Here is a 22,727-nt window from a genome sequence, read left to right on the forward strand (position 1 = left end):
CCTTTTTTTGACCTCTCAAACCTACTTGTTATCGGTCAAAGCGGGTTTGTTATCAATGTTGGTCAATACGCCGCTGCTGTTAAAGGTCAGCGTCAGCGTTTGCTGGGTTACGCCTTCATGTCCAGGTTGCTGACGGAACACATAAAACCAGGTGTTAGTGCCAAAAGGATCGGACATCATTGGTGTACCCAGAGCATAAGCAACCTGCTGTTGCGTCATACCCGTGCGCACTTTAGCGACATCGGTAGGTGTCAGATAATTTCCCTGGTTGATGTCAGGGCGGTAAACCACTCGCTCCAGAGTGGAACAGCCTGCAGTCAACATCAGTAGTACTGCTGCAGCAGCAGTCAGCGTTTTACAGCGCATAGTGATTTGATTCCTTTTCGGGCCCGAGCAGTACGCGGCTCATATGTAATATGCCGATGATAATAGACCTTTCACCACTTTAAAACCTTTTGCTGTCGGGTCGGTCGGCGATTTTATGTTGAACTCAGACCTTCACAAGGTAAAAAAGTTTATGCCGCCAGCAGTTCTTTTGCATTTGCGAGGGTATTGCGCGTCACTTCGCTACCGCCAAGTAGACGGGCTAATTCCTGCAGGCGAGCGCGTTTATCAAGCGGCTGCATGTGTGTTTCCGTCATCGCGCCATCTGTTTCTTTGCTGACATAGAAATGTTGATGACCACAGCCCGCAACCTGCGGCAGGTGAGTAACACACATTACCTGCGTTGACTCGCCCAACTGTCGCAACATTTTACCCACTACCGCAGCCGTCGGGCCGCTGATACCAACATCCACCTCATCGAAAATTAGCGCAGGCGTTTCCATCTTACGTGCTGTAATGACCTGAATAGCCAGCGCAATACGTGACAGTTCCCCGCCGGAAGCGACTTTCGCAATTGGCTGTAACGGCTGACCTGGGTTAGTGGTCACTTTAAACTCCACGCGATCGGCACCGTCTGCGCTCAGATGATGCTCCTCAAATTTCACATCAATGCAAAAGACACCGTGCGGCATCGAGAGGGCATGCATGCTCTCTGTAATAAGTTGCCCCAGTTCCTGCGCATAATGCTGACGCTGTTGGTGCAGCATTTTTGCCGTTTCCAGCGCCTGCTGGTGGTGATTGTTCACCGCCAGGGTTAAGGTTTCGAGCGAGTCGGCCTGATCGTCCAGTTGCTGTTGTTCATCCAGCAACGACTGATAGAACTGTGGCAGCACTTCAGGGGCAACATGATGCTTACGTGCCAACGAGATTTGCCTGGAGATACGCTGTTCGAGTTCGAACAAGCGGTTAGGGTCTAAATCCAGACGATCGCAATAGTGGCGCAGCTCGTCGCTGGCTTCGCTGAGTTGGATGGTGGCCTCTTCCAGCATATCCAGAATACCTGAAAGTTTGCCGTCCATGCCTGCCAGTTCAGTGACCAGGTGTTTTGCGGTGTACAGTTGGCTTTGCAGATTGATGTCTTCACCATCTGCCAGGATAGCCAGCGCCTGTTGGCTGGTGGTGAGCAATTGCCCACTGTTAGCCAGGCGCTTGTACTCTTCATCAATTTGCTCAAACTCACCCGGCTGCGGATTGAATTCGTTCAGTTCCTTTAACTGGTATTGCAACAATTCCGCCCGGGCTGCGCGTTCCAGGCTTTGTTGCTGATGATGCGCCAGGTCACGGCAACTTTGGTGCCACAGTTGGTAGCGCGCAGCCATTTCCTGGGTCAGAGACGCTTCATTGGCGTAACCATCAAGCAGGGATTTTTGGTGTTCTGATTTTGTCAGGAGCTGATGCGCATGCTGGCCATGGATTTGAATAAGTAACTGGCCCAGCTCGCGCAACTGCGATAACGGAACGGCGGTTCCGTTAATAAACCCACGGGAGCGGCCATCGCTGCTGATAACGCGACGCAGCAAACACTCACGGCCTTCCTCAAGCTGGTTCTCTTCCAGCCAGCGCAGGGCTGCGGGGGTATCTTTTAAGGCAAAACGGGCGCAGAGGTCGGCTCGCATGGCGCCTGCACGCACCATGTCTGCGTCTGCGCGTCCGCCCAGACACAAACCGAGAGCATCAATGGCAATGGACTTACCCGCACCGGTCTCACCGGTGATAACGGTCATTCCGTTCTGGAAATCGATCTCAAGTTCACGAACGATAGCAAAATTGCTGATGGTCAGTTGTGCCAACATAGCTGTTTTCCTGTATGAAAAACCATAACTGTGATTTCATACAGTATAAACTGGTTTTTTATACAGTAAAGAGGTTAGCGTTAAATTAGAATAATTTTTTTGACCAACCAAGCTTAGTGCTTAATGTGTTGAAATAGCTGTAATCTTTTGGATGTATCAGGTTCAGATGATAATCACAGCGGCGAATCAATACGTCTTCACCTTCCTGTATAGGTAGGGCGATTTGGCTGTCACAGCTGATCTCCAGATCGTTACGGCGATGAGAAAAGCGCAGGCGAATGGTGCTGCTACTGTTGATCACCAGCGGTCGCGCGGAAAGCGTATGCGGAAACATGGGTACCAGCGTAATGGCATCCAGAGAAGGCGTCAGAATTGGGCCTCCGGCAGAGAGCGAGTAGGCGGTAGAGCCGGTCGGCGTCGAGATAATCAGCCCATCTGAACGTTGGGAGAAGGCAAAAATTTCATCGATATAGACTTCAAATTCAATCATGTGCGCCACTTTCCCGGGGTGCAGCACAACTTCATTGATGGCAGTGCTAATGCGCTTCTGGCAATCCTGCTGACACACCTGAGCTTCGAGTAAAAAGCGCTTTTCGCTGATGTAGTGGCCTTCCAGCACGTCAGCTAACTGTTGCTGGGCATTGTCTGGGTCAAGGTCGGTCAAAAAACCGAGGTTGCCGCGGTTAATGCCAATAACCTTGATGTCATAACGTGCCAGGGTGCGTGCGGCGCCCAGCATATTGCCGTCGCCGCCGACTACCACGGCGAGGTCTGCCTGTTGGCCAATTTCTGCGAGCGTACCGGTTTTCACATTTTTCAGCTGCAGTTCGTGGGCGATTTGTTGCTCAACGATAACCTCATAACCTTTGGTGCACAGCCAACGGTAGAGCATTTCATGTGTGGTCAGTGCAGTGGGGTGACGTGGATGCCCCACAATGCCAATACACTTGAAATGTTTGTTCATTTTCTCGAGGTCCTTGTAATGAAGATTAGTGACAATGTGAGTACTTCCCTTGAATCCCTGAATCTGATCCCCATAATAAGCCAAGTTAGCGAGATGAATGCGAAAAAAACGCGGAGAAATTCATGAGTAGTAAAGAACAGAAAACGCCTGAGGGGCAAGCCCCGGAAGAAATTATCATGGATCAGCACGAAGAAGTTGAGGCGGTTGAATCAGACGCTTCTGCTGAGCAGGTGGATCCGCGCGATGAAAAAATTGCGAATCTGGAAGCTCAGCTTGCTGAGGCCGAAACTCGCGAGCGCGACAGCGTGTTGCGTATCAAAGCGGAAATGGAAAACCTGCGTCGTCGTACCGAACTGGACGTAGAAAAAGCGCATAAGTTTGCGCTGGAAAAATTCGTCAACGAACTGCTGCCGGTGCTGGATAGCCTGGACCGCGCGCTGGAAGTGGCGGATAAAGATAATGACGCTATGGCGGCGATGGTTGAAGGTATTGAGCTGACCCGTAAGTCAATGCTGGATGTCGTGGCGAAGTTTGGTGTACAGGTGGTTGCGGATATCGATGTGCCGATGGACCCGAACGTGCACCAGGCAATTGCAATGGTAGAGTCCGACGACGTTGCTGCCGGTAATGTGCTGATGGTAATGCAAAAAGGCTATACCCTGAACGGACGTACCATCCGCGCCGCGATGGTCTCTGTGGCGAAAGCCAAAGGCTAATCAGCCTTCAGGCCGGGTAATGCTCACGCGCTACCCGGCCTGAATTATTCTCACTGGTCCGACACGCTTTCCCGTAGCGGTTTGACCGGCAATACCTGCACCTGTTTAATCATATTGTCCTGCACGTCGAGAATATCGATATCGTACTGTCCAATACGCACACGCGTGCCAGCAACCGGGATCTCTTCCAGCGCTTCAAGAATAATACCATTCACGGTACGTGCGTCATCTTCCGGCAGGTGCCAGTTAAACGCCTTATTGATTTCACGAACGTTGGCGCTGCCGTCAATGATCACCGAGCCATCATTCTGCGGCGTTACCTCTTCGGCAAGCGTGGGTGACATTGAAGTGGTGAAGTCGCCGACAATCTCTTCCAGAATATCTTCGACCGTGACCAGCCCCTGAATATCGCCATATTCATTAACAACCAGACCCACTTTCTTCTTGTTTCGCTGAAACTTAATGAGCTGGGTGCTGAGAGGCGTACCTTCCGGGACGTAATAAATTTCGTCGGCGGCACGTAACATGGTCTCTTTGGTGAACTCTTTTTTCTCTGCCATCAATCGCCAGGCTTCACGTACGCGCAGCATACTGATGGCGTCGTCCAGCGAGTCGCGGTACAGCACAATACGGCCGTGTGGAGAGTGCGAAAGCTGACGCACGATTGACTTCCAGTCATCGTTAATATCAATGCCGATGATTTCGTTACGCGGGATCATGATGTCATCGACGCTGACTTTTTCCAGATCCAGCACTGACAGCAGCATATCCTGGTTACGGCGTGAAATTTGCGAGCGCGATTCATTCACCAGCGTTCGCAGTTCATCTTTACTCAGCGAACCGCTCACCACGATATCCGTTTTGATGCCCATCATGCGCATAAGTAGCCGCGTGATGGTATTGAGTAGCCACACCAACGGCATCATCAGAATCTGCAGTGGAGCCAGCAGTACACTGCTCGGATAGGCGACTTTTTCCGGATACAGCGCGGCAATAGTTTTGGGCAGTACTTCGGCAAAAACCAGCACGACAAACGTCAGTACCCCAGTGGCAATGGCGACACCCGCATCGCCATACAGGCGCATACCGACAATGGTGCCGAGCGCGGAGGCCAGAATATTCACCAGATTATTACCGATGAGCACCAGGCTTATCAGGCGGTCCGGCTTACGAAGTAGCTTTTCAACGCGTTTTGCCTGACGATTCCCCTGCTTGGCCCGATGACGTAAACGATAGCGATTCAGGGTCATCATTCCGGTTTCAGAACCGGAAAAATAGGCGGAAATGACCACCATGATGAGAAGCGTGACAATGAGCGTGGTGGTGGAGATGTGTTCCACGTAGGGTTCCTTAAAGATTTAACTCACGAACTGCTGCAGGATACGACTGCCGAAATAGGCCAGCGTTAGAATGCCTGCGCCTGCGACGTTAAACCATACGACGCGACGTCCGCGCCAGCCTTCATGGTAATGCCCCCACAACAGAACGATATAGACAAACCATGCCACGATAGAGAGAACGGCTTTATCAATGTTCTCGGTACTGAACAGGTTATGCATGTAAAACAGGCCAGTGCACAGGGTGAGCGTCAGCAGAACCACGCCAATTTGGGTGATATGAAACATTTTCCGCTCAATACTCATTAGCGGCGGCATCTCATTGCTGAAGGCCAGTTTTTTGTTTTTCAACTGGTAGTCGATCCATGCCAGTTGCAGCGCATACAGTGCGGCGATAATCAGCGTGGCGTAAGCGAATAGCGATAGCCCGATGTGAATCATCATGCCCGGTGTAGCTTCGAGATGGGTGATGAACTCGTTCGGCATAAACGTGGCGAAGGCCAGGTTGATTAGCGCAAAGGCGTAGACAATGGGCAGCAATAACCAGCCACGATTGCGGGAAGCGACGATAGTCATTACCGTACAGATCATCAGGCTAACCAGTGAGCCGACGTTCAACAGACTCAGGTTTTGTCCGCTTTCACCGCCGGGCAGAATTCGCGCTTCCAGGGCGATAGCATGACTTACCAGCGCGACGACCGCAGAGAGAATAGCCATACGCCGCCAGCCGCTGTTTTTTTGCAGCAGAGCGGGAATAATCAGCGCAAGGCTGACTGAGTAGGCGACAAGGGCGAGCAGAGCAAAAACGGGCATATAGGTGTCGACAGTTGGCCAGTGATAAAGAAAAGCAGTATAGCGTTACGTGACCGCTGCTCCAACCGTTGCATAACAACAAAGGCGGCTTCATGTTATACTGCGACAAATTTCTGTTGATGTGTCGCTGTCGCGACCGACCGTTTCCACCCCAGGCGAGAGACAATGTTTGATAATTTAACCGATCGTTTGTCGCGCACGCTGCGCAATATCAGTGGCCGTGGACGCCTTACTGAAGACAACGTTAAAGAGACGCTGCGCGAAGTGCGCATGGCGCTGCTGGAGGCTGACGTAGCGCTGCCGGTAGTGCGTGAGTTTATCAATCGCGTAAAAGAGAAAGCGGTTGGTCATGAAGTTAACAAAAGCCTGACGCCGGGTCAGGAGTTCGTCAAGATTGTCCGTAACGAACTGGTTGCGGCAATGGGCGAAGAAAACCAGACCCTGAATCTGGCTGCACAGCCGCCAGCCGTTGTGCTGATGGCTGGTCTGCAGGGGGCGGGTAAAACGACCAGCGTCGGTAAGCTGGGGAAATTCCTGCGTGAGAAGCACAAGAAGAAAGTGCTGGTGGTCTCCGCGGACGTTTATCGCCCGGCGGCGATAAAACAGCTGGAAACGCTGGCCGAGCAGGTCGGTGTGGACTTCTTCCCGTCGGATGTCGGCCAGAAGCCGGTCGATATCGTTAACGCCGCGCTGAAAGAAGCCAAACTCAAATTCTACGACGTGCTGCTGGTGGATACCGCTGGTCGCCTGCACGTTGATGAAGCGATGATGGACGAAATCAAACAGGTCCACGCTTCTATCAAGCCGGTTGAAACGCTGTTTGTGGTCGATGCCATGACCGGTCAGGATGCCGCGAATACCGCAAAAGCCTTCAACGAAGCGCTGCCGTTAACCGGTGTCGTGCTGACCAAAGTTGATGGTGATGCTCGTGGTGGTGCGGCGCTCTCTATTCGTCATATCACCGGCAAGCCGATTAAATTCCTCGGCGTCGGCGAGAAAACCGAAGCGCTGGAGCCGTTCCACCCGGATCGTATTGCTTCGCGTATTCTTGGCATGGGTGACGTGCTGTCGCTGATCGAAGATATCGAAAGCAAGGTTGACCGCGCGCAGGCAGAGAAATTAGCCAGCAAGCTGAAAAAAGGCGACGGCTTCGATCTCAACGATTTCCTTGAGCAGCTCAACCAGATGAAAAACATGGGCGGCATGGCAAGCCTGATGGGCAAGCTGCCTGGCATGGGGCAGATCCCAGACAACGTGAAATCGCAGATGGACGATAAAGTGCTGGTGCGTATGGAAGCCATCATCAACTCGATGACGATGAAAGAACGCGCTAAGCCGGAAATCATCAAAGGTTCCCGTAAACGCCGTATTGCTGCCGGCTGCGGTATGCAGGTACAGGACGTAAACCGCCTTCTGAAACAGTTCGACGACATGCAGCGCATGATGAAGAAAATGAAGAAAGGCGGTATGGCGAAGATGATGCGTGGCATGAAGGGTATGATGCCGCCAGGCTTCCCTGGTAGATAAATATATCGGGCTACCTAATTTACCTTTTTGACGTCGGGGTGGGCTCGAAATGCTCACGTACTGCATGTACGTTCCGCTTTCTGCGCGCACACCGACGCCAAACTGGCTGCAACGGTAATGCCCTGGTATAAAGCCTCATCACATGTTGATTGCTTTTTTCCCAGAAATCAGTAAAATTTTCGGGCTTTTAATATGACACCCGGGCTCCGTTCCTCGATGGGGCCTGGGTGTTTTATTCACACAAGAGGATGTTATGGTTACTATTCGTTTAGCTCGTCACGGCGCTAAAAAGCGTCCGTTCTACCAGGTTGTTGTTACCGACAGCCGTAATGCACGCAACGGTCGCTTCATCGAGCGCGTTGGCTTCTTTAACCCAATCGCTAGCGAAAAAGAAGAAGGCACTCGCCTGGATCTGGATCGCATCGCTCACTGGGTTGGCCAGGGCGCGACTATTTCTGATCGCGTAGCTACGCTGATCAAAGCAGCAAACAAAGCAGCTTAATCTGTCACGGTGGTCATGATGAGCAAGCAACTCGCCGCGCAGGCTCCTGTGGAACCCATCGTTTTGGGGAAAATGGGGTCTTCTTACGGTATCCGTGGTTGGCTCAGAGTGTTTTCTTCCACTGAAGACGCCGAAAGCATTTTTGACTATCAGCCCTGGTTTATCCAGAAGGCGGGTCAGTGGCAGCAAGTACAGCTGGAAAGCTGGAAGCACCACAATCAGGATCTGATCATCAAGCTGAAAGGCGTTGACGATCGTGATTCGGCGAATCTACTGACTAATTGCGAAATTGTCGTGGATTCCTCGCAGTTGCCAGCGCTGGAAGATGGTTCCTACTACTGGAAAGACCTTATGGGCTGCCAGGTAGTGACCACTGAAGGTTACGATCTCGGTAAAGTCGTCGATATGATGGAAACCGGTTCGAATGACGTCATTGTCATTAAGGCAAACCTGAAAGATGCGTTTGGTATCAAGGAACGTCTTGTACCGTTCCTCGATGGGCAGGTTATCAAGAAAGTCGATCTCGCTACTCGTACTATCGAAGTAGATTGGGATCCTGGTTTTTAAACCACCGGATAAACGGTAAAAGTCGGCGTTATGGGGATTGGCTTGTGTTTATAGGTATCGTTAGCCTGTTTCCAGAAATGTTCCGCGCAATTACCGATTACGGGGTAACTGGCCGGGCAGTAAAAAATGGCCTGCTGAACATCCAGAGCTGGAGTCCTCGTGACTTTACTCATGACCGGCACCGTACCGTGGACGATCGTCCTTACGGCGGCGGACCGGGGATGTTAATGATGGTGCAACCTTTACGGGACGCCATTCATGCAGCAAAAGCTGCGGCTGGTGAAGGCGCAAAGGTGATTTATCTGTCACCTCAGGGACGCAAGCTTGATCAAGCGGGCGTTAGCGAACTGGCCACGAATCAAAAGCTGATTCTGGTGTGTGGTCGCTATGAAGGAATAGATGAGCGCGTGATTCAAACCGAAATTGACGAAGAATGGTCAATCGGCGATTACGTTCTCAGCGGTGGTGAGTTACCGGCAATGACGCTGATCGACTCCGTTTCTCGGTTTATTCCGGGAGTTCTGGGTCATGAAGCTTCGGCAATCGAAGATTCGTTTGCTGATGGGTTGCTGGATTGCCCGCACTATACCCGACCTGAAGTGTTAGAACAGATGGAAGTACCGGCGGTGTTACTGTCGGGGAACCACGCTGAGATACGTCGCTGGCGTTTAAAACAGTCGCTGGGCCGGACCTGGCTTAGAAGACCTGAACTTCTGGAAAACCTGGCTCTGACTGAAGAGCAAGCAAGGTTGCTGGCGGAGTTCAAAACGGAACACGCACAACAGCAGCATAAACATGATGGGCTGGTCTGAGACCCCCAAATATCAGTTTACCCAGGATAAGAGATTAAATTATGAGCAACATTATTAAGCAACTTGAACAAGAGCAGATGAAGCAGGACGTACCTTCCTTCCGTCCGGGTGATACCGTGGAAGTGAAAGTATGGGTTGTTGAAGGTTCCAAAAAACGTCTGCAGGCATTCGAGGGCGTGGTTATCGCTATTCGTAACCGCGGTCTGCACTCTGCATTCACTGTTCGTAAAATTTCCAACGGCGAAGGCGTTGAGCGTGTCTTCCAGACTCACTCTCCGGTAGTTGACAGCATTGCTGTTAAACGTCGTGGTGCTGTTCGTAAAGCTAAACTGTACTACCTGCGTGAGCGCACTGGTAAGTCTGCTCGTATCAAAGAGCGTCTTAACTAAGATTCGCGCAAGCGACATCCTGTTAGAAAAGGGCTGGCCGAAAGGCTGGCCCTTTTTTTATTCCGACCTTACTCTTTTGTTTTATTGCAATAGGATGACTGCGCGGCGCGCAGCCAGTTGAGGACTTTTACGGCGTAGCGATCACGACTGCAACCCGGCGGTTTTCAGCACGACCTTTTGACGTCTGATTACTGGCGATCGGGTATTTCTTCCCGAGTCCCTGAGTTGTCAGGTTAGTGCGGGGAATGTTGGCGCCCTGTGCCCACGCATCGGCGACCACATTCGCGCGTTTGAGCGACAGCGCTTCGTTGTAGCTGTCTTCGCCGTAGTTATCGGTATGACCATCCATACGCGCATGGTTTAACCCGGTAGCTGCCAGTTTGGATGCCATTTCCTGGATCTGCTTTTCACTTTCAGGGCGGAGCTTATAGTCGTTTTTGTCAAACAGGATGTTGTCAGACAGACCAAGAGACCAGTCTCCGGAAGCTTCGGTAAATCCGTACGATATCATGGCTGCAATTTGCTCCGGGGTAAATTTTCCCTGAGGTGCCTGACAGCCTGCCAAAATCAGTAAAAGCAGAAGAAACGGGGATGATAGACGTTTTAGCATGTGTAAGTCCTTATTTTTTAATAATGCGTTCAGAACGCAAATTTTTGGCCTGATACATATTTTTATCGGCAAGTTCTTGTAATTTCTCGGCAGAGGCATGTTCCCACGTCAGCGCAAAACCAATGCTGAGTGTCATGCTTGCCTGATGACCGTTATGCAGGTCAAAAGGTCGGTTAAACTCGTGTGATAGTGCCGCGCAGATCCGCTGAACTTCGTATTCAGAGTGAACGCTGTACAGCACCATAGCGAACTCATCGCCGCCAAGTCTGTAGGGGTGATGTCGATTACCACCAAACTCGGACAGCCTGTTTGCAACTTCAATCAGGACCCGGTCCCCCGCTGCGTGGCCCCAGGTATCATTAATAAATTTAAAATTATCACCATCAAGAAATAACAGTGCGGAGCTGCTGTGGGCGGCATGGTCATTCATCAGGGCGTTAATGCTGCTGCGAAATGCGGCGCGATTCGCCAGGCCGGTCAGCGGATCGTGTAGCGCCGTACGCAAAAGCTGGGCGTTCTTTGCCTGCAGTTTAAGTTGCCACTCCTCCATCTCGTCCAGCAGACTATTAAAATCCTGGGCAAAAAGGTGAAACTCTTCAATGCGCTCTTCTGAAACGCGCCGTGAAAAGTTACGGTTGGTACGAACATCATGTACCACCTCGGTTATATTCTGCAGGGCTTCCACGACGCCATTATGTAAATAACGAGTGAGCATTAATGCAATGCCAGAGGCCAACAGAATGCACCCGGTAAGGACGGCCAGCGACAAATAGATGAAATGGCTGATAACACTATCGCGCGCAGTCAATCGCACTTCGCCGATGACGTTGCCATTATGCAAAATAGGTTGAGTGACCGGTTGGGGAAACAGCCAGTGGCTGATAAGTCCGCTGATTTTTTCAGTGGTATCCTGCGCGTTATAGCGCCAGGTGGCGATCACCTTCTGCTTTTTATTACGAACTTCTGCAACGGAAAATTGCCCCTGCTGGCCCAGTGCTGCCAGCGTTTCAGTTGCTGCGACGCCATCAGAAAAAACTAATGCTGCTTCAAGTGTGCGGGTCATGGTTGCAGCGGTCAGATCCAGGTTCTTTTGCGCATACTGTCTCAATGCCAGCACCGAAGAAATGCTGAGCAGCAGCCAGATCAGCGTCATAGTTACCAGAACGCTGATTATGCTGATACGCCGTAATGTCCGCTTAAACGTCGGGCGTGTTATGGGAGAATGGCCCTTATCCATGCTTCTGATTCCGTGCAAGCATTAATACGTCCGGACTGACCCTTACGCCACTGCGTGAAAGGGAATCCATATTTACGGAAAATCTCACATCTTCATCTTTAATTATGAGGCAAAAGGCGCTGCCAATAACGCATTCGGGGTTCTGTTCGGCAATTAATAGCAATGCCTTAGACGGATATTTATTCTTTAATTCCACCTGATAAGTAGGGGATTCTTTTCCAAAATAAAAGCCATCACACTGCGAAACTAATATTTCTTGTTCCGTACGAATGATGACGGGAAGATAGGGTAATGCTCCGGCACTGGTATCTCCCAGGACACTGGAAAAACGCGATGAAGAGAAAATACACAGTTTTGGGGGCCCGGACAGTGCAGGCCAGCGCGTATAACTGACGATGCCGGAAACCATAGCGCGTACAGATTTTGCTTCTTCCGTAACGCTTTGGGCGTACAGCGGTAATCCGGTCAGGAGCAGTGCCAGTAGAAGTATGAGTCGGTAAGAATAGCTCATGAATAGTTACCTACCAGCGTTTGCCGTAAAACGTCGAAATACATTCAAGATTATTTAGGACAAAATAACATTATTTTCCTAAGCCGTCATTAAGCCAGGTTGAAAGCTATTAGTAATTTAAGTTAAGTCTTAGTGATTTATAAAATATAAGCTATTGTTTAATTTAATCTTATTGAGGCAGCACCTTCATTTGCTCCTTTTTGCCAGGCACTGTGTAACTGGTCAATATTTTCGACCGTATCACAACTTGGGGGAAAGGTCTTCCCGGTCAAACCTCTGGCGTAAACAAAATCCGGCTGGCAGATTTTACGTTGTCCCTCGGCATAACCCTTAAGATATTCCGTACGATCGACTTCGGGGTCATTGTAGTTGTCGGCAAGAGTTTCATTATCTTTAACGGCATACCCCGAAATGGCATCTTGTATTCCGGCGTCGTACCAGGCGGTTCCCGTCCATGTGGGGGCGTGGGTATAAGGATCTATCTGACATCCGCTAAGAAGTAATAGAAATAGGGTGCTGATGAGTTGCTTCATTGCCTGTACTCCCTCGTTTTTTTAAGCATAGTGGATCTCAATATCGGATGGTGTAAATTTTAATGTACACAATGGAGGGCGTGCTTTGTCATTAAATTGCATGATGTAAATTAAAATTTACGGTTTGTGGATTGAAATCTTTACCTGTTGTGTTATCGTTATCACCTCCTCGCTGAGGATCAACTATCGCAAACGAGCTAAACAGGATCACCATCATGCAAAAAGACGCGCTGAACAACGTACATATTACTGACGAACAGGTTCTGATGACTCCGGAACAGCTGAAAGCTGAATTCCCGCTGAGCCAGGCGCAAGAAGCGCAAATCTCCCAGTCACGCAAAACCATTTCAGATATTATCTCTGGTCGCGATCCGCGCCTGCTGGTGGTATGTGGCCCGTGTTCCATTCACGATCCTGAAATGGCTATTGAGTACGCTCGTCGGTTTAAAGCCCTTGCCGCAGAGGTCAGCGATAGCCTCTACCTGGTGATGCGCGTCTATTTTGAAAAACCCCGTACCACCGTCGGCTGGAAAGGGTTAATTAACGATCCTCATATGGATGGCTCTTTTGATGTTGAAGCCGGCCTGAAAATTGCGCGTCAGCTGCTGCTTGAACTGGTGAATATGGGACTACCGCTGGCAACTGAAGCGCTGGATCCCAATAGCCCGCAATACCTGGGCGATCTGTTTAGCTGGTCTGCAATCGGTGCGCGTACCACGGAATCGCAGACTCACCGCGAAATGGCTTCCGGTCTTTCGATGCCGGTCGGCTTTAAGAACGGTACTGACGGTAGCCTGGCGACCGCCATTAACGCGATGCGCGCAGCGGCACAGTCGCACCGCTTTGTTGGTATTAACCAGGCTGGACAGGTTGCACTGCTGCAAACTCAGGGTAACCCGGACGGTCACGTGATCCTGCGCGGTGGTAAAGCGCCGAACTACAGCCCGGCAGATGTCGCCCAGTGCGAAAAAGAGATGGAGCAGGCGGGACTACGACCTTCTCTGATGGTAGATTGCAGTCATGGTAACTCCAATAAAGATTACCGCCGCCAGCCTGCCGTGGCTGAATCCGTGATTGCACAAATCAAAGATGGCAATCGCTCGATCATTGGCTTGATGATTGAAAGTAATATTCACGAAGGCAACCAGTCTTCTGAACAGCCGCGTAGCGAAATGAAATACGGCGTGTCTGTAACTGATGCCTGCATTAGCTGGGAAATGACGGATGCGCTACTGCGTGAAATTAGCCAGGATTTAAACGGCCAGCTGTCGGCGCGTGTAGCATAAGAGGTTGGTTATGGTTGCTGAATTGACCGCATTACGCGATCAAATTGATGAAGTCGACAAGGCGCTGCTGGATTTACTGGCACGTCGCCTGGAGCTGGTGGCCGAAGTCGGTGAAGTAAAAAGCCGCTTTGGGCTGCCTATCTACGTGCCGGAACGGGAAGCCTCTATGCTGGCCTCCCGCCGGGCGGAAGCGGAAGCCCTTGGCGTGCCGCCGGACCTGATTGAAGATGTGCTGCGCCGGGTTATGCGCGAGTCTTACTCCAGTGAGAACGACAAAGGATTTAAAACGCTTTGTCCTTCTCTGCGACCGGTGGTGATTGTCGGCGGCGGCGGTCAGATGGGACGTCTGTTCGAAAAAATGCTCACCCTGTCAGGTTATCAGGTACGGATCCTGGAACAGCAGGACTGGGATCGTGCGCCGGAGATGGTCTCTGATGCTGGCATGGTGATCGTCAGCGTGCCGATCCACGTCACTGAGCAGGTGATCGCCAAATTACCGCGTCTGCCGTCCGACTGCATCCTGGTGGATCTGGCTTCGGTGAAAAATGGTCCTTTGCAGGCGATGCTGGCGGCGCACGACGGCCCGGTGGTGGGATTACACCCCATGTTTGGCCCGGACAGCGGCAGTCTGGCAAAGCAGGTTGTCGTCTGGTGTGACGGACGTCAGCCGGAAGCTTATCAGTGGTTTCTGGAACAGATTCAGGTGTGGGGGGCGCGACTGCATCGGATCAGTGCTGTTGAACACGACCAGAACATGGCATTTATTCAGGCATTGCGTCACTTTGCGACCTTTGCTTACGGTCTGCATTTAGCGGAAGAGAATGTTCAACTGGAGCAGTTACTGGCACTCTCTTCGCCGATTTATCGCCTTGAACTGGCGATGGTCGGACGTCTGTTTGCCCAGGATCCGCAGCTCTATGCCGATATCATTATGTCGTCTGAGAGTAACCTTGCGCTGATCAAACGCTACTACCAACGTTTTGGTGAGGCGATCGGTTTACTGGAGCAGGGCGATAAGCAAGCGTTCATCGACAGCTTCCGTAAGGTGGAGCACTGGTTTGGTGATTATGCGAAACGCTTCCAGAACGAAAGCCGTACTTTGTTGCGCCAGGCTAACGATAGTCGCCAATAAATACGATGCTTGATGGCAACGCTGATGCGTTGTATCAGTCATACAAGGATCGGCTAAAGAATGCCGGATAAGCGTAGCGCCATCCGGCATTGTCAAACGTTAGCTTGGATCGACCGGCACCACATTCTCACTTGGATAGCAGCCAAGTACTTTCATCGAGCGCGTAATCTCACCTAACTCCTTCAATGCTTTTTGCATCTGGGGTGATTCCAGGTTGGCCTGGATATCAAGATAAAACATTTCTTCCCACGGATTGCCGTGAATCGGGCGTGACTCCAGTTTAGTCATAATCAGATTATGGTTGCGCAGTACCAGCAGAGCTTCTACCAGCGCACCGGCTTGTTGTCCTGTCGCCATCAGCAACGTGGTTTTTGCTGGCACTTGATCGGAAACATTGATTGCCTTGCGCGCCAGTACCACGAAGCGGGTGATGTTTTGCGTCTGATTAGCTTCGATATGCTCAAGAACCTGCAAACCGTATAGTACGCCTCCGGCTTCGCTCCCCAGAGCCGCCACGCGCGGTGAGTTAGCCTGCGCAACTTTTTCCATCGCCGCCGAGGTGCTTTCGGTGTACTCAATCTTCCAGTGTGGGTAACGACTCAGGAATTTGCTGCACTGCTGGAATGGCTGCGGATGGCTATATACCGTTTCAATGGTCTCGAGATCTGTCGTGCCGGACACCAGTAGGCAGTGGTCAATCGTGATAGTCATCTCGCCAACGATAGACAGGCTGGTGTGCTGTAGCAGGTCGTAAACGTCGTTAATCCCACCGGAACTGGTGTTTTCAATCGGAACCACTGCGTAGTCAGCTTGTCCGGTTTCGACCTGATTAAAGATATCGGCAAATTTCGCGCAGCCGCTTTCTATAAATTGTTCAAAATGGCGGGCAGCATACTGACGTGCGGCAAGATGAGAATATGACCCTTTTGGCCCGAGGAAAGCAACGCGTGCTGAGTGCGGGTTAATTTTGTTCAGATGCTGCTGGAGCAGTGCCTGCTGAGTCAGGACGGAGTCTTCGATTATGAGCTGGAACAGGCGAGTGATGTAGTGAGCATCAAGATGATGTGCTTTGCCAAGCTGAATCAGTCGGTCCAACAGATCGCGCTCACGGTCGATATCACGAACTGGACGATGCGAAAGCAGCTTAGCTTTGCCAACTTCTACGGCCAGTCCACGTCGCTCAGCCAGCAGGGCCAGTAATTTTTCATCCAGCGTGCTGATCTTATCGCGCAGCGCCAGCAATGGGTTATCCGATGTCATAGTGTTGCCTTTCTTGTTATCAATTTATCAATAAAAAAGGCCCCCCGTTGTGGGAGGCCTTATTGTTCGTCTTCGCATTCTTTATCACACGACGAAACGCCTCCCATTCAGGGGAAGGTAAAAAAGAATGCGAAGAAGAACGGGACAAGTTTCATGTAATTTTCCTTTGGCTACGTCAGTAAAGTACCCGTACTGTTTTCACCCTGTCAACAAAAAACGCGCCCGGAGGCGCGTTGGCGATACACTCAATGTAAGGGACTACTCTTCTTCTGCTTCGACGAAGTTGGCGTCTTTGACTGAAGTTGTTGCACGACGGGCTTCGCCTTTGTGCTGCACTTTATTGAGCTGCCGTTCCAGCTTGTTGATCAAATCGTTAATTGCGGTGTACATATCCTCGTGTTTTGCGCTGGCGACCAGATGTCCGTTCGGTGTATTGATGGTGGCATCAGCAATGAAACCCTGCGGCTCCTTAGACAGAATGATATGTGGATTAATCAGATGAGTTTGCCATTTTTCGAGTTTGGCGAGACGGTCTGCGACATGCTGGCGAATTGCCGGAGTAATTTCCATTTGTTTACTGGTAATGTTCATTGTCATAAATTTTACCTCTTGTCTTTCCCGTCTTGGTGATTCCAGCATACCGTTCCTAATGTCAAAATGTGTGATGTTAATCACATTTTTTTGTCGCTTTTTGTCAAGAAAACCTTTTTGTGAGGCACCGCAGGAACAAGCGATTTTTTACTTGAGGAATACCTGAAAGCAGGCCATATTTGATGAGATGCGTTGCAGCTAAACCGCTTCAGTTGTGGTGTTTACGGATAAAAAAACGGCAGCCTTTGGGCTGCCGTTTGCATTCTGAGATAAATCAGGTATTGCTGCTGTTGGCGGCAATGATTTTCGCTACTTTTTCTGCCTGCGCATTCATCTGCATCTGGCGATAAGCATTTTCCATTAACGGCAGGGCATTGCGTGTTGCCTGGGTATCCGGGAAGTCGCGCAGCATGCCTTCCACACGGTTTACCACGGCAACCCATGCACCGCGGGCAGTGTAGTATTCCACAACGGAATATTCATACTTCGCCAGACGGTCTTTCAGGAATACCAGACGTTTGGTGGCGTCGGTGGTGTACTGGCTGTTTGGATAGCCACGTACCAGTTTGGAAAAGTCATTAAACGCAGCTCGGGCATGTTGCGGATCGCGATCGCTGCGATCAACACCAAAGAATCCTTGCAGTGCGCTATCATCCAACGCCATATTGGTCAGGCCACGCATATACATGACATAATCAATGTTAGGGTGTGTCGGGTTAAGACGAATAAAACGATCGATGGCAGCCTGAGCAAGTGGCAGATCGGCGTTTTTGTAGTAGGCGTAGATGAGATCTAATTGCACCTGCTGAGAATACGGTCCAAATGGATAACGGTTATCCAACGCTTCTAATTGCGTTATTGCCTGTTTCCAGTTACCGTCCTGCAGCTTTTGCTGAGCAGTCGCGTAGATTTCATTTGGCGGATTATCGGGCACCTCTTCCTTTGAACCAGAGCAACCCGCCAAAAACAGGCTCAACGTGGCTGCTGCCACCAGATATTTCATGCGCGTCATGACGTTTTGACTTTCCTCAAAATGTTTTACGGGAGATTCTCTGTTCCTGCTCCCGGTTAAGACCAGCTACAATAGCACACTATATTAAACGGCAAAGCCGTAAAACCCAACGTTAAACGAAGAAGCAGTTTATGGCACAACGAGTAGAACTCACCGCAACAGTCTCCGAAAATCAGCTCGGTCAACGCTTAGATCAGGCTTTGGCCGAATTGTTCCCTGATTATTCGCGATCGCGCATAAAAGAATGGATCCTTGACCAGCGCGTACTGGTAAATGGCAATCTTTGCGATAAACCGAAAGAAAAAGTGTTGGGTGGAGAGCGCGTCTCCATCACTGCAGAAATTGATGAAGAGGTTCGTTTTGAACCTCAGGATATCCCACTGGATATCGTTTATGAAGATGACGATATTCTTGTCATCAACAAACCCCGTGACCTCGTAGTGCATCCGGGGGCCGGTAATCCTGATGGCACGGTATTGAATGCATTACTGCATTACTACCCGCCAATCGCGGATGTTCCACGTGCTGGTATCGTGCACCGTCTGGATAAAGACACGACCGGATTAATGGTGGTGGCAAAAACCGTTCCGGCGCAAACGCGTCTGGTGGAGTCGCTGCAACTACGTGAAATTACCCGTGAGTACGAAGCCGTGGCGATTGGTCATATGACGGCAGGCGGAACCGTTGAGGAACCGATTAGCCGCCACCCGACCAAGCGTACGCACATGGCGGTACACCCAATGGGGAAACCGGCGGTGACGCACTATCGCATAATGGAACACTTCCGTGTGCACACGCGTCTGCGGCTGCGTCTGGAAACCGGACGTACGCACCAGATCCGCGTGCACATGGCGCATATCACCCATCCGCTGGTGGGCGATCAGGTCTACGGCGGTCGTCCGCGTCCACCGAAAGGCGCTTCTGACGAATTTATCTCCGTTCTGCGTAAGTTCGATCGTCAGGCGCTGCACGCGACTATGCTGCGTTTATATCACCCAATTTCAGGTATCGAAATGGAATGGCACGCACCTATTCCACAAGATATGGTGCAATTGATTGAAGTGATGCGCGCTGATTTCGAAGAACATAAGGATGATATTGCCTGGCTATGAGTAAGCTAATTGTCCCGCAGTGGCCGATACCGCAAGGTGTTGTGGCGTGTAGTTCTACCCGTATTGGCGGTGTTAGCATGCCGCCTTATGATTCGCTGAATCTGGGCGCCCATTGCGGGGACAACCCGGAGCATGTTGAAGAGAACCGCAAGCGGCTGTTTGCTGCGGGCAATCTGCCGTCAAAGCCAGTCTGGCTGGAGCAGGTCCACGGTAAGGATGTCCTGAAACTGACCGGCGAGCCTTACGCCTCCAAACGTGCGGATGCTTCTTACAGCAATACGCCGGGCACCGTGTGTGCAGTGATGACGGCCGACTGTCTGCCGGTGCTGTTTTGCAATCGCGCTGGAACGGAAGTCGCGGCGGCACATGCGGGTTGGCGCGGATTATGCGCCGGCGTGCTGGAAGAGACGGTGGCGTGTTTTGCCGACAAACCTGAAAACATTATTGCCTGGCTAGGCCCGGCGATTGGCCCGAACGCGTTTGAAGTGGGAGCAGAAGTTCGCGCAGCGTTCATGGCGAAAGATCCGCAAGCGGACCTCGCATTTGTACCGCATGGTGATAAATATCTGGCGAATATTTACCAGCTTGCGCGTCAGCGTCTGGCAAATATCGGAGTAGAGAACATCTACGGTGGCGACCGTTGCACCTTCAGCGAAAGTGAGACGTTCTTCTCTTATCGTCGCGACAATACCACGGGTCGTATGGCAAGTTTTATTTGGCTGATATAACCTAAAGAATCAAGACGATCCGGTGCGTGTAATTTTCTTTTCACATAATTCAGGTCATTCACCTTGAATAATTGAGGGATGACCTCATTTAATCTCCAGTAGCAATTTTGACCTGTTATGGGAGGAGTTATGCGTCTGGATCGTCTTACTAATAAATTCCAGCTTGCTCTTGCCGATGCCCAGTCACTCGCATTGGGGCACGACAATCAATTCATCGAACCACTTCATCTAATGAGCGCCTTGCTGAATCAGGAAGGGGGATCGGTACGTCCTTTATTAACGTCTGCTGGCATTAATGCTGGCCAGTTACGTACAGCCATTGACCAGGCGTTGAGCCGGTTGCCGCAGGTAGAAGGTACCGGCGGTGATGTGCAGCCTTCTCAGGATCTGGTGCGTGTACTGAATCTTTGCGACAAGCTGGCGCAAAAACGTGGGGACAACTTTATTTCGTCAGAACTGTTCGTACTGGCGGCGCTTGAGTCACGCGGTACGCTGACCGATTTACTAAAATCAGCAGGTGCGACGACCGCGAATATCACTCAGGCAATTGAACAAATGCGTGGAGGTGAAAGCGTGAATGACCAGGGGGCTGAAGACCAACGTCAGGCCTTGAAAAAATATACCGTCGACCTGACCGAACGTGCCGAGCAAGGCAAACTCGATCCGGTTATCGGGCGTGATGAAGAAATTCGCCGTACCATTCAGGTACTGCAGCGGCGTACTAAAAATAACCCGGTGTTAATCGGCGAACCAGGTGTTGGTAAAACGGCCATCGTTGAAGGGCTGGCCCAACGAATTATCAATGGTGAAGTGCCGGAAGGCTTAAAAGGTCGCCGTGTGCTGGCGCTGGATATGGGCGCGCTGGTGGCTGGGGCCAAATATCGTGGTGAGTTTGAAGAACGCTTAAAAGGCGTGCTGAACGATCTCTCGAAACAGGAAGGCAATGTCATCCTGTTTATTGATGAGTTGCATACCATGGTTGGGGCGGGTAAAGCCGATGGCGCAATGGACGCCGGGAACATGCTGAAACCGGCGCTGGCACGCGGGGAACTGCACTGTGTAGGCGCAACAACGCTTGATGAATATCGCCAGTACATCGAAAAAGATGCGGCACTGGAACGTCGTTTCCAGAAAGTATTTGTAGCCGAACCTTCAGTAGAAGACACCATCGCGATTCTGCGTGGCCTGAAAGAACGTTATGAGCTGCACCACCATGTGCAGATCACTGACCCGGCGATTGTTGCGGCAGCTACGCTGTCTCATCGCTATATTGCCGATCGTCAGTTGCCGGACAAAGCTATCGACCTTATCGATGAGGCGGCATCCAGCATTCGTATGCAGATTGACTCCAAGCCGGAGGAACTCGACAGACTCGACCGCCGGATTATCCAGCTCAAACTGGAACAGCAGGCATTAATGAAAGAGTCTGATGAGGCGAGTAAAAAACGTCTCGAGATGCTCAACGAAGAGCTGGACGATAAAGAGCGCCAGTATTCTGAATTAGAAGAAGAGTGGAAAGCTGAAAAAGCATCCCTTTCGGGAACGCAAACTATCAAGGCTGAGCTGGAGCAGGCGAAAATCGCCATCGAACAGGCGCGTCGTGTCGGCGACCTGGCGCGGATGTCTGAACTGCAGTACGGCAAAATTCCTGAACTGGAAAAACAGCTGGAAGCAGCCACCCAGTCTGAAGGCAAAACCATGCGTCTGCTGCGTAATAAAGTCACGGATGCAGAAATTGCAGAAGTGCTGGCGCGCTGGACCGGGATCCCGGTTGCTCGCATGCTGGAAGGCGAACGGGAAAAACTGTTGCGTATGGAGCAGCAGTTGCACAGCCGCGTGATTGGCCAGAACGAAGCGGTGGAAGCCGTTTCTAACGCCATCCGTCGTAGCCGTGCTGGCTTGTCCGATCCAAATCGCCCGATTGGTTCGTTCTTGTTCCTCGGCCCAACCGGTGTCGGTAAAACTGAACTGTGCAAAGCGCTGGCAAACTTTATGTTCGACAGTGATGATGCCATGGTGCGTATCGATATGTCCGAGTTTATGGAGAAACACTCGGTGTCTCGTCTGGTCGGGGCGCCTCCGGGATATGTCGGCTATGAGGAAGGTGGATATCTGACAGAAGCGGTACGTCGTCGTCCTTACTCTGTCATTCTGCTGGATGAAGTGGAGAAAGCGCACCCGGATGTGTTCAATATTCTGTTGCAGGTGCTTGACGATGGTCGTCTGACTGACGGGCAGGGGAGAACGGTCGACTTCCGTAATACGGTTGTCATCATGACCTCGAACCTGGGGTCCGATCTGATTCAGGAACGCTTCGGTGAGCTGGACTACGGCCACATGAAGGATATGGTCCTGGGCGTCGTGAGCCATAATTTCCGCCCGGAATTCATCAACCGTATAGATGAAGTTGTTGTATTCCATCCGTTGGGTGAGCAGCACATTGCTTCTATTGCACAGATCCAACTGCAACGTCTGTATAAACGTCTGGAAGAGCGTGGCTATGAAATCCATATCTCTGACGAGGCGCTTAAACTGCTGAGTGCGAATGGTTACGATCCGGTGTATGGCGCACGTCCACTCAAACGTGCTATCCAGCAACAGATCGAAAACCCGCTGGCGCAGCAAATTCTGTCTGGTGAGCTGATTCCTGGCAAAACGATTCGGCTGGAAGTGAATGACGATCGCATTGTGGCAGTGCAGTAAGTCACAAAATGACAATAAACGAGCCCTGCGGGGCTCGTTTTTGTTTAAAAACAAAGCGAAAAGCAATGTAACGGTTGAAAAGTAGCCGCTTGATAAGTTTTTTGTATTTTTAACTTGTCAGCCTGAAATAACTCCCTATAATGCGCCTCCACTGACACGGAACAACGGATTACAAACCGCCGGGTCAGCGGAGAAAAGCGAAAATAAA

At 51.0% G+C, this 22,727-nt stretch carries 24 protein-coding genes and 1 other annotated feature; of the genes, 11 read left to right on the forward strand and 13 right to left on the reverse strand.

The window, feature by feature from the left end:
* Positions 1–21: 21 nt before the first annotated feature.
* The 3 genes from bamE to nadK form a co-directional block, all read right to left on the reverse strand.
* Positions 22–366 carry an outer membrane protein assembly factor BamE gene (bamE, locus tag ABIE10_RS21050; protein ID WP_003826401.1) on the reverse strand — a complete coding sequence of 115 codons (345 nt, stop codon included), beginning with the start codon at positions 364–366 and terminating at the stop codon, positions 22–24.
* A 149-nt stretch (positions 367–515) separates the two neighbouring features.
* A complete protein-coding gene (gene recN / locus ABIE10_RS21055) occupies positions 516–2,177 on the reverse strand; it encodes a DNA repair protein RecN (RefSeq protein WP_016157188.1) in 1,662 nt (553 codons plus the stop codon).
* An 85-nt stretch (positions 2,178–2,262) separates the two neighbouring features.
* On the reverse strand, positions 2,263–3,141 hold the full coding sequence (gene nadK / locus ABIE10_RS21060; protein WP_016154073.1) for an NAD(+) kinase: 879 nt from the start codon (positions 3,139–3,141) through the stop codon (positions 2,263–2,265).
* A 122-nt stretch (positions 3,142–3,263) separates the two neighbouring features.
* On the opposite strand from nadK, the gene grpE reads away from it, so the two are divergent.
* The gene (grpE, locus tag ABIE10_RS21065; RefSeq protein ID WP_003031221.1) at positions 3,264–3,857 is read left to right on the forward strand and encodes a nucleotide exchange factor GrpE; all 594 of its coding nucleotides are present in this window, start codon (positions 3,264–3,266) and stop codon (positions 3,855–3,857) included.
* Positions 3,858–3,907: 50 nt separating this feature from the next.
* On the opposite strand, the gene ABIE10_RS21070 is transcribed toward grpE, so the two are convergent.
* Positions 3,908–5,197, reverse strand: a complete 1,290-nt coding sequence (locus tag ABIE10_RS21070) for an HlyC/CorC family transporter (RefSeq protein ID WP_008324538.1) — start codon at positions 5,195–5,197, stop codon at positions 3,908–3,910.
* A gap of 18 nt (positions 5,198–5,215) precedes the next feature.
* Positions 5,216–6,007 carry a cytochrome C assembly family protein gene (locus ABIE10_RS21075; RefSeq protein WP_003031224.1) on the reverse strand — a complete coding sequence of 264 codons (792 nt, stop codon included), beginning with the start codon at positions 6,005–6,007 and terminating at the stop codon, positions 5,216–5,218.
* A gap of 165 nt (positions 6,008–6,172) precedes the next feature.
* Between ABIE10_RS21075 and ffh the strand changes: the two genes are divergently transcribed.
* The 5 genes from ffh to rplS all read left to right on the forward strand — a co-directional run bounded on the left by ffh (position 6,173) and on the right by rplS (position 9,804).
* The gene (gene ffh, locus ABIE10_RS21080; RefSeq protein ID WP_003031226.1) at positions 6,173–7,534 is read left to right on the forward strand and encodes a signal recognition particle protein; all 1,362 of its coding nucleotides are present in this window, start codon (positions 6,173–6,175) and stop codon (positions 7,532–7,534) included.
* A gap of 253 nt (positions 7,535–7,787) precedes the next feature.
* A complete protein-coding gene (rpsP, locus tag ABIE10_RS21085) occupies positions 7,788–8,036 on the forward strand; it encodes a 30S ribosomal protein S16 (RefSeq protein ID WP_003031228.1) in 249 nt (82 codons plus the stop codon).
* A gap of 18 nt (positions 8,037–8,054) precedes the next feature.
* A complete protein-coding gene (rimM, locus tag ABIE10_RS21090) occupies positions 8,055–8,603 on the forward strand; it encodes a ribosome maturation factor RimM (protein WP_003031230.1) in 549 nt (182 codons plus the stop codon).
* A gap of 44 nt (positions 8,604–8,647) precedes the next feature.
* On the forward strand, positions 8,648–9,415 hold the full coding sequence (gene trmD, locus ABIE10_RS21095) for a tRNA (guanosine(37)-N1)-methyltransferase TrmD (RefSeq protein WP_016157187.1): 768 nt from the start codon (positions 8,648–8,650) through the stop codon (positions 9,413–9,415).
* Between the two features lie 41 nt (positions 9,416–9,456).
* Positions 9,457–9,804, forward strand: a complete 348-nt coding sequence (rplS, locus tag ABIE10_RS21100; protein ID WP_002914145.1) for a 50S ribosomal protein L19 — start codon at positions 9,457–9,459, stop codon at positions 9,802–9,804.
* Between the two features lie 127 nt (positions 9,805–9,931).
* Here the strand turns inward: rplS and ABIE10_RS21105 are convergent, their stop codons facing one another.
* The 4 genes from ABIE10_RS21105 to ABIE10_RS21120 form a co-directional block, all read right to left on the reverse strand.
* Positions 9,932–10,414 (reverse strand): OmpA family protein, encoded by a 483-nt coding sequence (locus ABIE10_RS21105; protein ID WP_429156952.1) that lies wholly within the window; start codon positions 10,412–10,414, stop codon positions 9,932–9,934.
* A 10-nt stretch (positions 10,415–10,424) separates the two neighbouring features.
* On the reverse strand, positions 10,425–11,651 hold the full coding sequence (gene dgcN, locus ABIE10_RS21110; protein WP_047499525.1) for a diguanylate cyclase DgcN: 1,227 nt from the start codon (positions 11,649–11,651) through the stop codon (positions 10,425–10,427).
* Positions 11,644–12,162: a YfiR family protein gene (locus ABIE10_RS21115; protein ID WP_016157185.1), complete on the reverse strand. Its 519-nt coding sequence runs from the start codon at positions 12,160–12,162 to the stop codon at positions 11,644–11,646. Before ABIE10_RS21115 ends, dgcN begins: the two co-directional genes overlap by 8 nt.
* A gap of 158 nt (positions 12,163–12,320) precedes the next feature.
* Positions 12,321–12,695, reverse strand: a complete 375-nt coding sequence (locus ABIE10_RS21120) for a DUF2799 domain-containing protein (RefSeq protein WP_016154068.1) — start codon at positions 12,693–12,695, stop codon at positions 12,321–12,323.
* A 215-nt stretch (positions 12,696–12,910) separates the two neighbouring features.
* Here ABIE10_RS21120 and aroF point away from each other — a divergent pair, with 215 nt between their 5' ends.
* On the forward strand, positions 12,911–13,981 hold the full coding sequence (gene aroF, locus ABIE10_RS21125; RefSeq protein ID WP_016154067.1) for a 3-deoxy-7-phosphoheptulonate synthase AroF: 1,071 nt from the start codon (positions 12,911–12,913) through the stop codon (positions 13,979–13,981).
* A 10-nt stretch (positions 13,982–13,991) separates the two neighbouring features.
* Positions 13,992–15,113 carry a bifunctional chorismate mutase/prephenate dehydrogenase gene (tyrA, locus tag ABIE10_RS21130; protein ID WP_279263848.1) on the forward strand — a complete coding sequence of 374 codons (1,122 nt, stop codon included), beginning with the start codon at positions 13,992–13,994 and terminating at the stop codon, positions 15,111–15,113.
* Between the two features lie 99 nt (positions 15,114–15,212).
* Here tyrA and pheA read toward each other — a convergent pair whose 3' ends face one another.
* The 4 genes from pheA to bamD form a co-directional block, all read right to left on the reverse strand.
* Complete coding sequence (gene pheA / locus ABIE10_RS21135; RefSeq protein WP_047499527.1) at positions 15,213–16,373, reverse strand: bifunctional chorismate mutase/prephenate dehydratase; 1,161 nt, start codon at positions 16,371–16,373, stop codon at positions 15,213–15,215.
* 30 nt (positions 16,374–16,403) lie between these two features.
* Positions 16,404–16,529: a sequence feature (Phe leader region), on the reverse strand.
* Positions 16,481–16,528 carry a pheA operon leader peptide PheL gene (pheL, locus tag ABIE10_RS21140; protein WP_100250063.1) on the reverse strand — a complete coding sequence of 16 codons (48 nt, stop codon included), beginning with the start codon at positions 16,526–16,528 and terminating at the stop codon, positions 16,481–16,483. Its footprint overlaps the feature before it by 48 nt.
* 102 nt (positions 16,530–16,631) lie before the next feature.
* Positions 16,632–16,970, reverse strand: a complete 339-nt coding sequence (gene raiA, locus ABIE10_RS21145) for a ribosome-associated translation inhibitor RaiA (protein ID WP_003031244.1) — start codon at positions 16,968–16,970, stop codon at positions 16,632–16,634.
* 268 nt (positions 16,971–17,238) lie between these two features.
* A complete protein-coding gene (gene bamD, locus ABIE10_RS21150) occupies positions 17,239–17,976 on the reverse strand; it encodes an outer membrane protein assembly factor BamD (protein WP_016154064.1) in 738 nt (245 codons plus the stop codon).
* 131 nt (positions 17,977–18,107) lie between these two features.
* Here bamD and rluD point away from each other — a divergent pair, with 131 nt between their 5' ends.
* From rluD to clpB, 3 genes are all read left to right on the forward strand, one after another.
* Positions 18,108–19,088, forward strand: coding sequence for a 23S rRNA pseudouridine(1911/1915/1917) synthase RluD (rluD, locus tag ABIE10_RS21155; protein WP_016154063.1), 981 nt, complete (start codon positions 18,108–18,110; stop codon positions 19,086–19,088).
* Complete coding sequence (gene yfiH / locus ABIE10_RS21160; protein ID WP_016154062.1) at positions 19,085–19,816, forward strand: purine nucleoside phosphorylase YfiH; 732 nt, start codon at positions 19,085–19,087, stop codon at positions 19,814–19,816. Before rluD ends, yfiH begins: the two co-directional genes overlap by 4 nt.
* A gap of 129 nt (positions 19,817–19,945) precedes the next feature.
* The gene (clpB, locus tag ABIE10_RS21165; RefSeq protein ID WP_047499529.1) at positions 19,946–22,519 is read left to right on the forward strand and encodes an ATP-dependent chaperone ClpB; all 2,574 of its coding nucleotides are present in this window, start codon (positions 19,946–19,948) and stop codon (positions 22,517–22,519) included.
* Positions 22,520–22,727 lie beyond the last annotated feature (208 nt).

The organism is Citrobacter sp. 506, from assembly GCF_050434985.1.
Lineage (GTDB): Bacteria > Pseudomonadota > Gammaproteobacteria > Enterobacterales > Enterobacteriaceae > Citrobacter > Citrobacter braakii.

What these genes read in the sequence shown, in the direction of transcription:
- bamE (WP_003826401.1), bottom strand. Translation starts at nt 366, where the DNA reads ATGCGCTGTAAAACGCTGACTGCTGCTGCAGCAGTACTACTGATGTTG.
- recN (WP_016157188.1), bottom strand. Translation starts at nt 2,177, where the DNA reads ATGTTGGCACAACTGACCATCAGCAATTTTGCTATCGTTCGTGAACTT.
- nadK (WP_016154073.1), bottom strand. Translation starts at nt 3,141, where the DNA reads ATGAACAAACATTTCAAGTGTATTGGCATTGTGGGGCATCCACGTCAC.
- grpE (WP_003031221.1), top strand. Translation starts at nt 3,264, where the DNA reads ATGAGTAGTAAAGAACAGAAAACGCCTGAGGGGCAAGCCCCGGAAGAA.
- ABIE10_RS21075 (WP_003031224.1), bottom strand. Translation starts at nt 6,007, where the DNA reads ATGCCCGTTTTTGCTCTGCTCGCCCTTGTCGCCTACTCAGTCAGCCTT.
- ffh (WP_003031226.1), top strand. Translation starts at nt 6,173, where the DNA reads ATGTTTGATAATTTAACCGATCGTTTGTCGCGCACGCTGCGCAATATC.
- rpsP (WP_003031228.1), top strand. Translation starts at nt 7,788, where the DNA reads ATGGTTACTATTCGTTTAGCTCGTCACGGCGCTAAAAAGCGTCCGTTC.
- rimM (WP_003031230.1), top strand. Translation starts at nt 8,055, where the DNA reads ATGAGCAAGCAACTCGCCGCGCAGGCTCCTGTGGAACCCATCGTTTTG.
- rplS (WP_002914145.1), top strand. Translation starts at nt 9,457, where the DNA reads ATGAGCAACATTATTAAGCAACTTGAACAAGAGCAGATGAAGCAGGAC.
- ABIE10_RS21105 (WP_429156952.1), bottom strand. Translation starts at nt 10,414, where the DNA reads ATGCTAAAACGTCTATCATCCCCGTTTCTTCTGCTTTTACTGATTTTG.
- dgcN (WP_047499525.1), bottom strand. Translation starts at nt 11,651, where the DNA reads ATGGATAAGGGCCATTCTCCCATAACACGCCCGACGTTTAAGCGGACA.
- ABIE10_RS21115 (WP_016157185.1), bottom strand. Translation starts at nt 12,162, where the DNA reads ATGAGCTATTCTTACCGACTCATACTTCTACTGGCACTGCTCCTGACC.
- ABIE10_RS21120 (WP_016154068.1), bottom strand. Translation starts at nt 12,695, where the DNA reads ATGAAGCAACTCATCAGCACCCTATTTCTATTACTTCTTAGCGGATGT.
- aroF (WP_016154067.1), top strand. Translation starts at nt 12,911, where the DNA reads ATGCAAAAAGACGCGCTGAACAACGTACATATTACTGACGAACAGGTT.
- tyrA (WP_279263848.1), top strand. Translation starts at nt 13,992, where the DNA reads ATGGTTGCTGAATTGACCGCATTACGCGATCAAATTGATGAAGTCGAC.
- pheA (WP_047499527.1), bottom strand. Translation starts at nt 16,373, where the DNA reads ATGACATCGGATAACCCATTGCTGGCGCTGCGCGATAAGATCAGCACG.
- raiA (WP_003031244.1), bottom strand. Translation starts at nt 16,970, where the DNA reads ATGACAATGAACATTACCAGTAAACAAATGGAAATTACTCCGGCAATT.
- bamD (WP_016154064.1), bottom strand. Translation starts at nt 17,976, where the DNA reads ATGACGCGCATGAAATATCTGGTGGCAGCAGCCACGTTGAGCCTGTTT.
- rluD (WP_016154063.1), top strand. Translation starts at nt 18,108, where the DNA reads ATGGCACAACGAGTAGAACTCACCGCAACAGTCTCCGAAAATCAGCTC.
- yfiH (WP_016154062.1), top strand. Translation starts at nt 19,085, where the DNA reads ATGAGTAAGCTAATTGTCCCGCAGTGGCCGATACCGCAAGGTGTTGTG.
- clpB (WP_047499529.1), top strand. Translation starts at nt 19,946, where the DNA reads ATGCGTCTGGATCGTCTTACTAATAAATTCCAGCTTGCTCTTGCCGAT.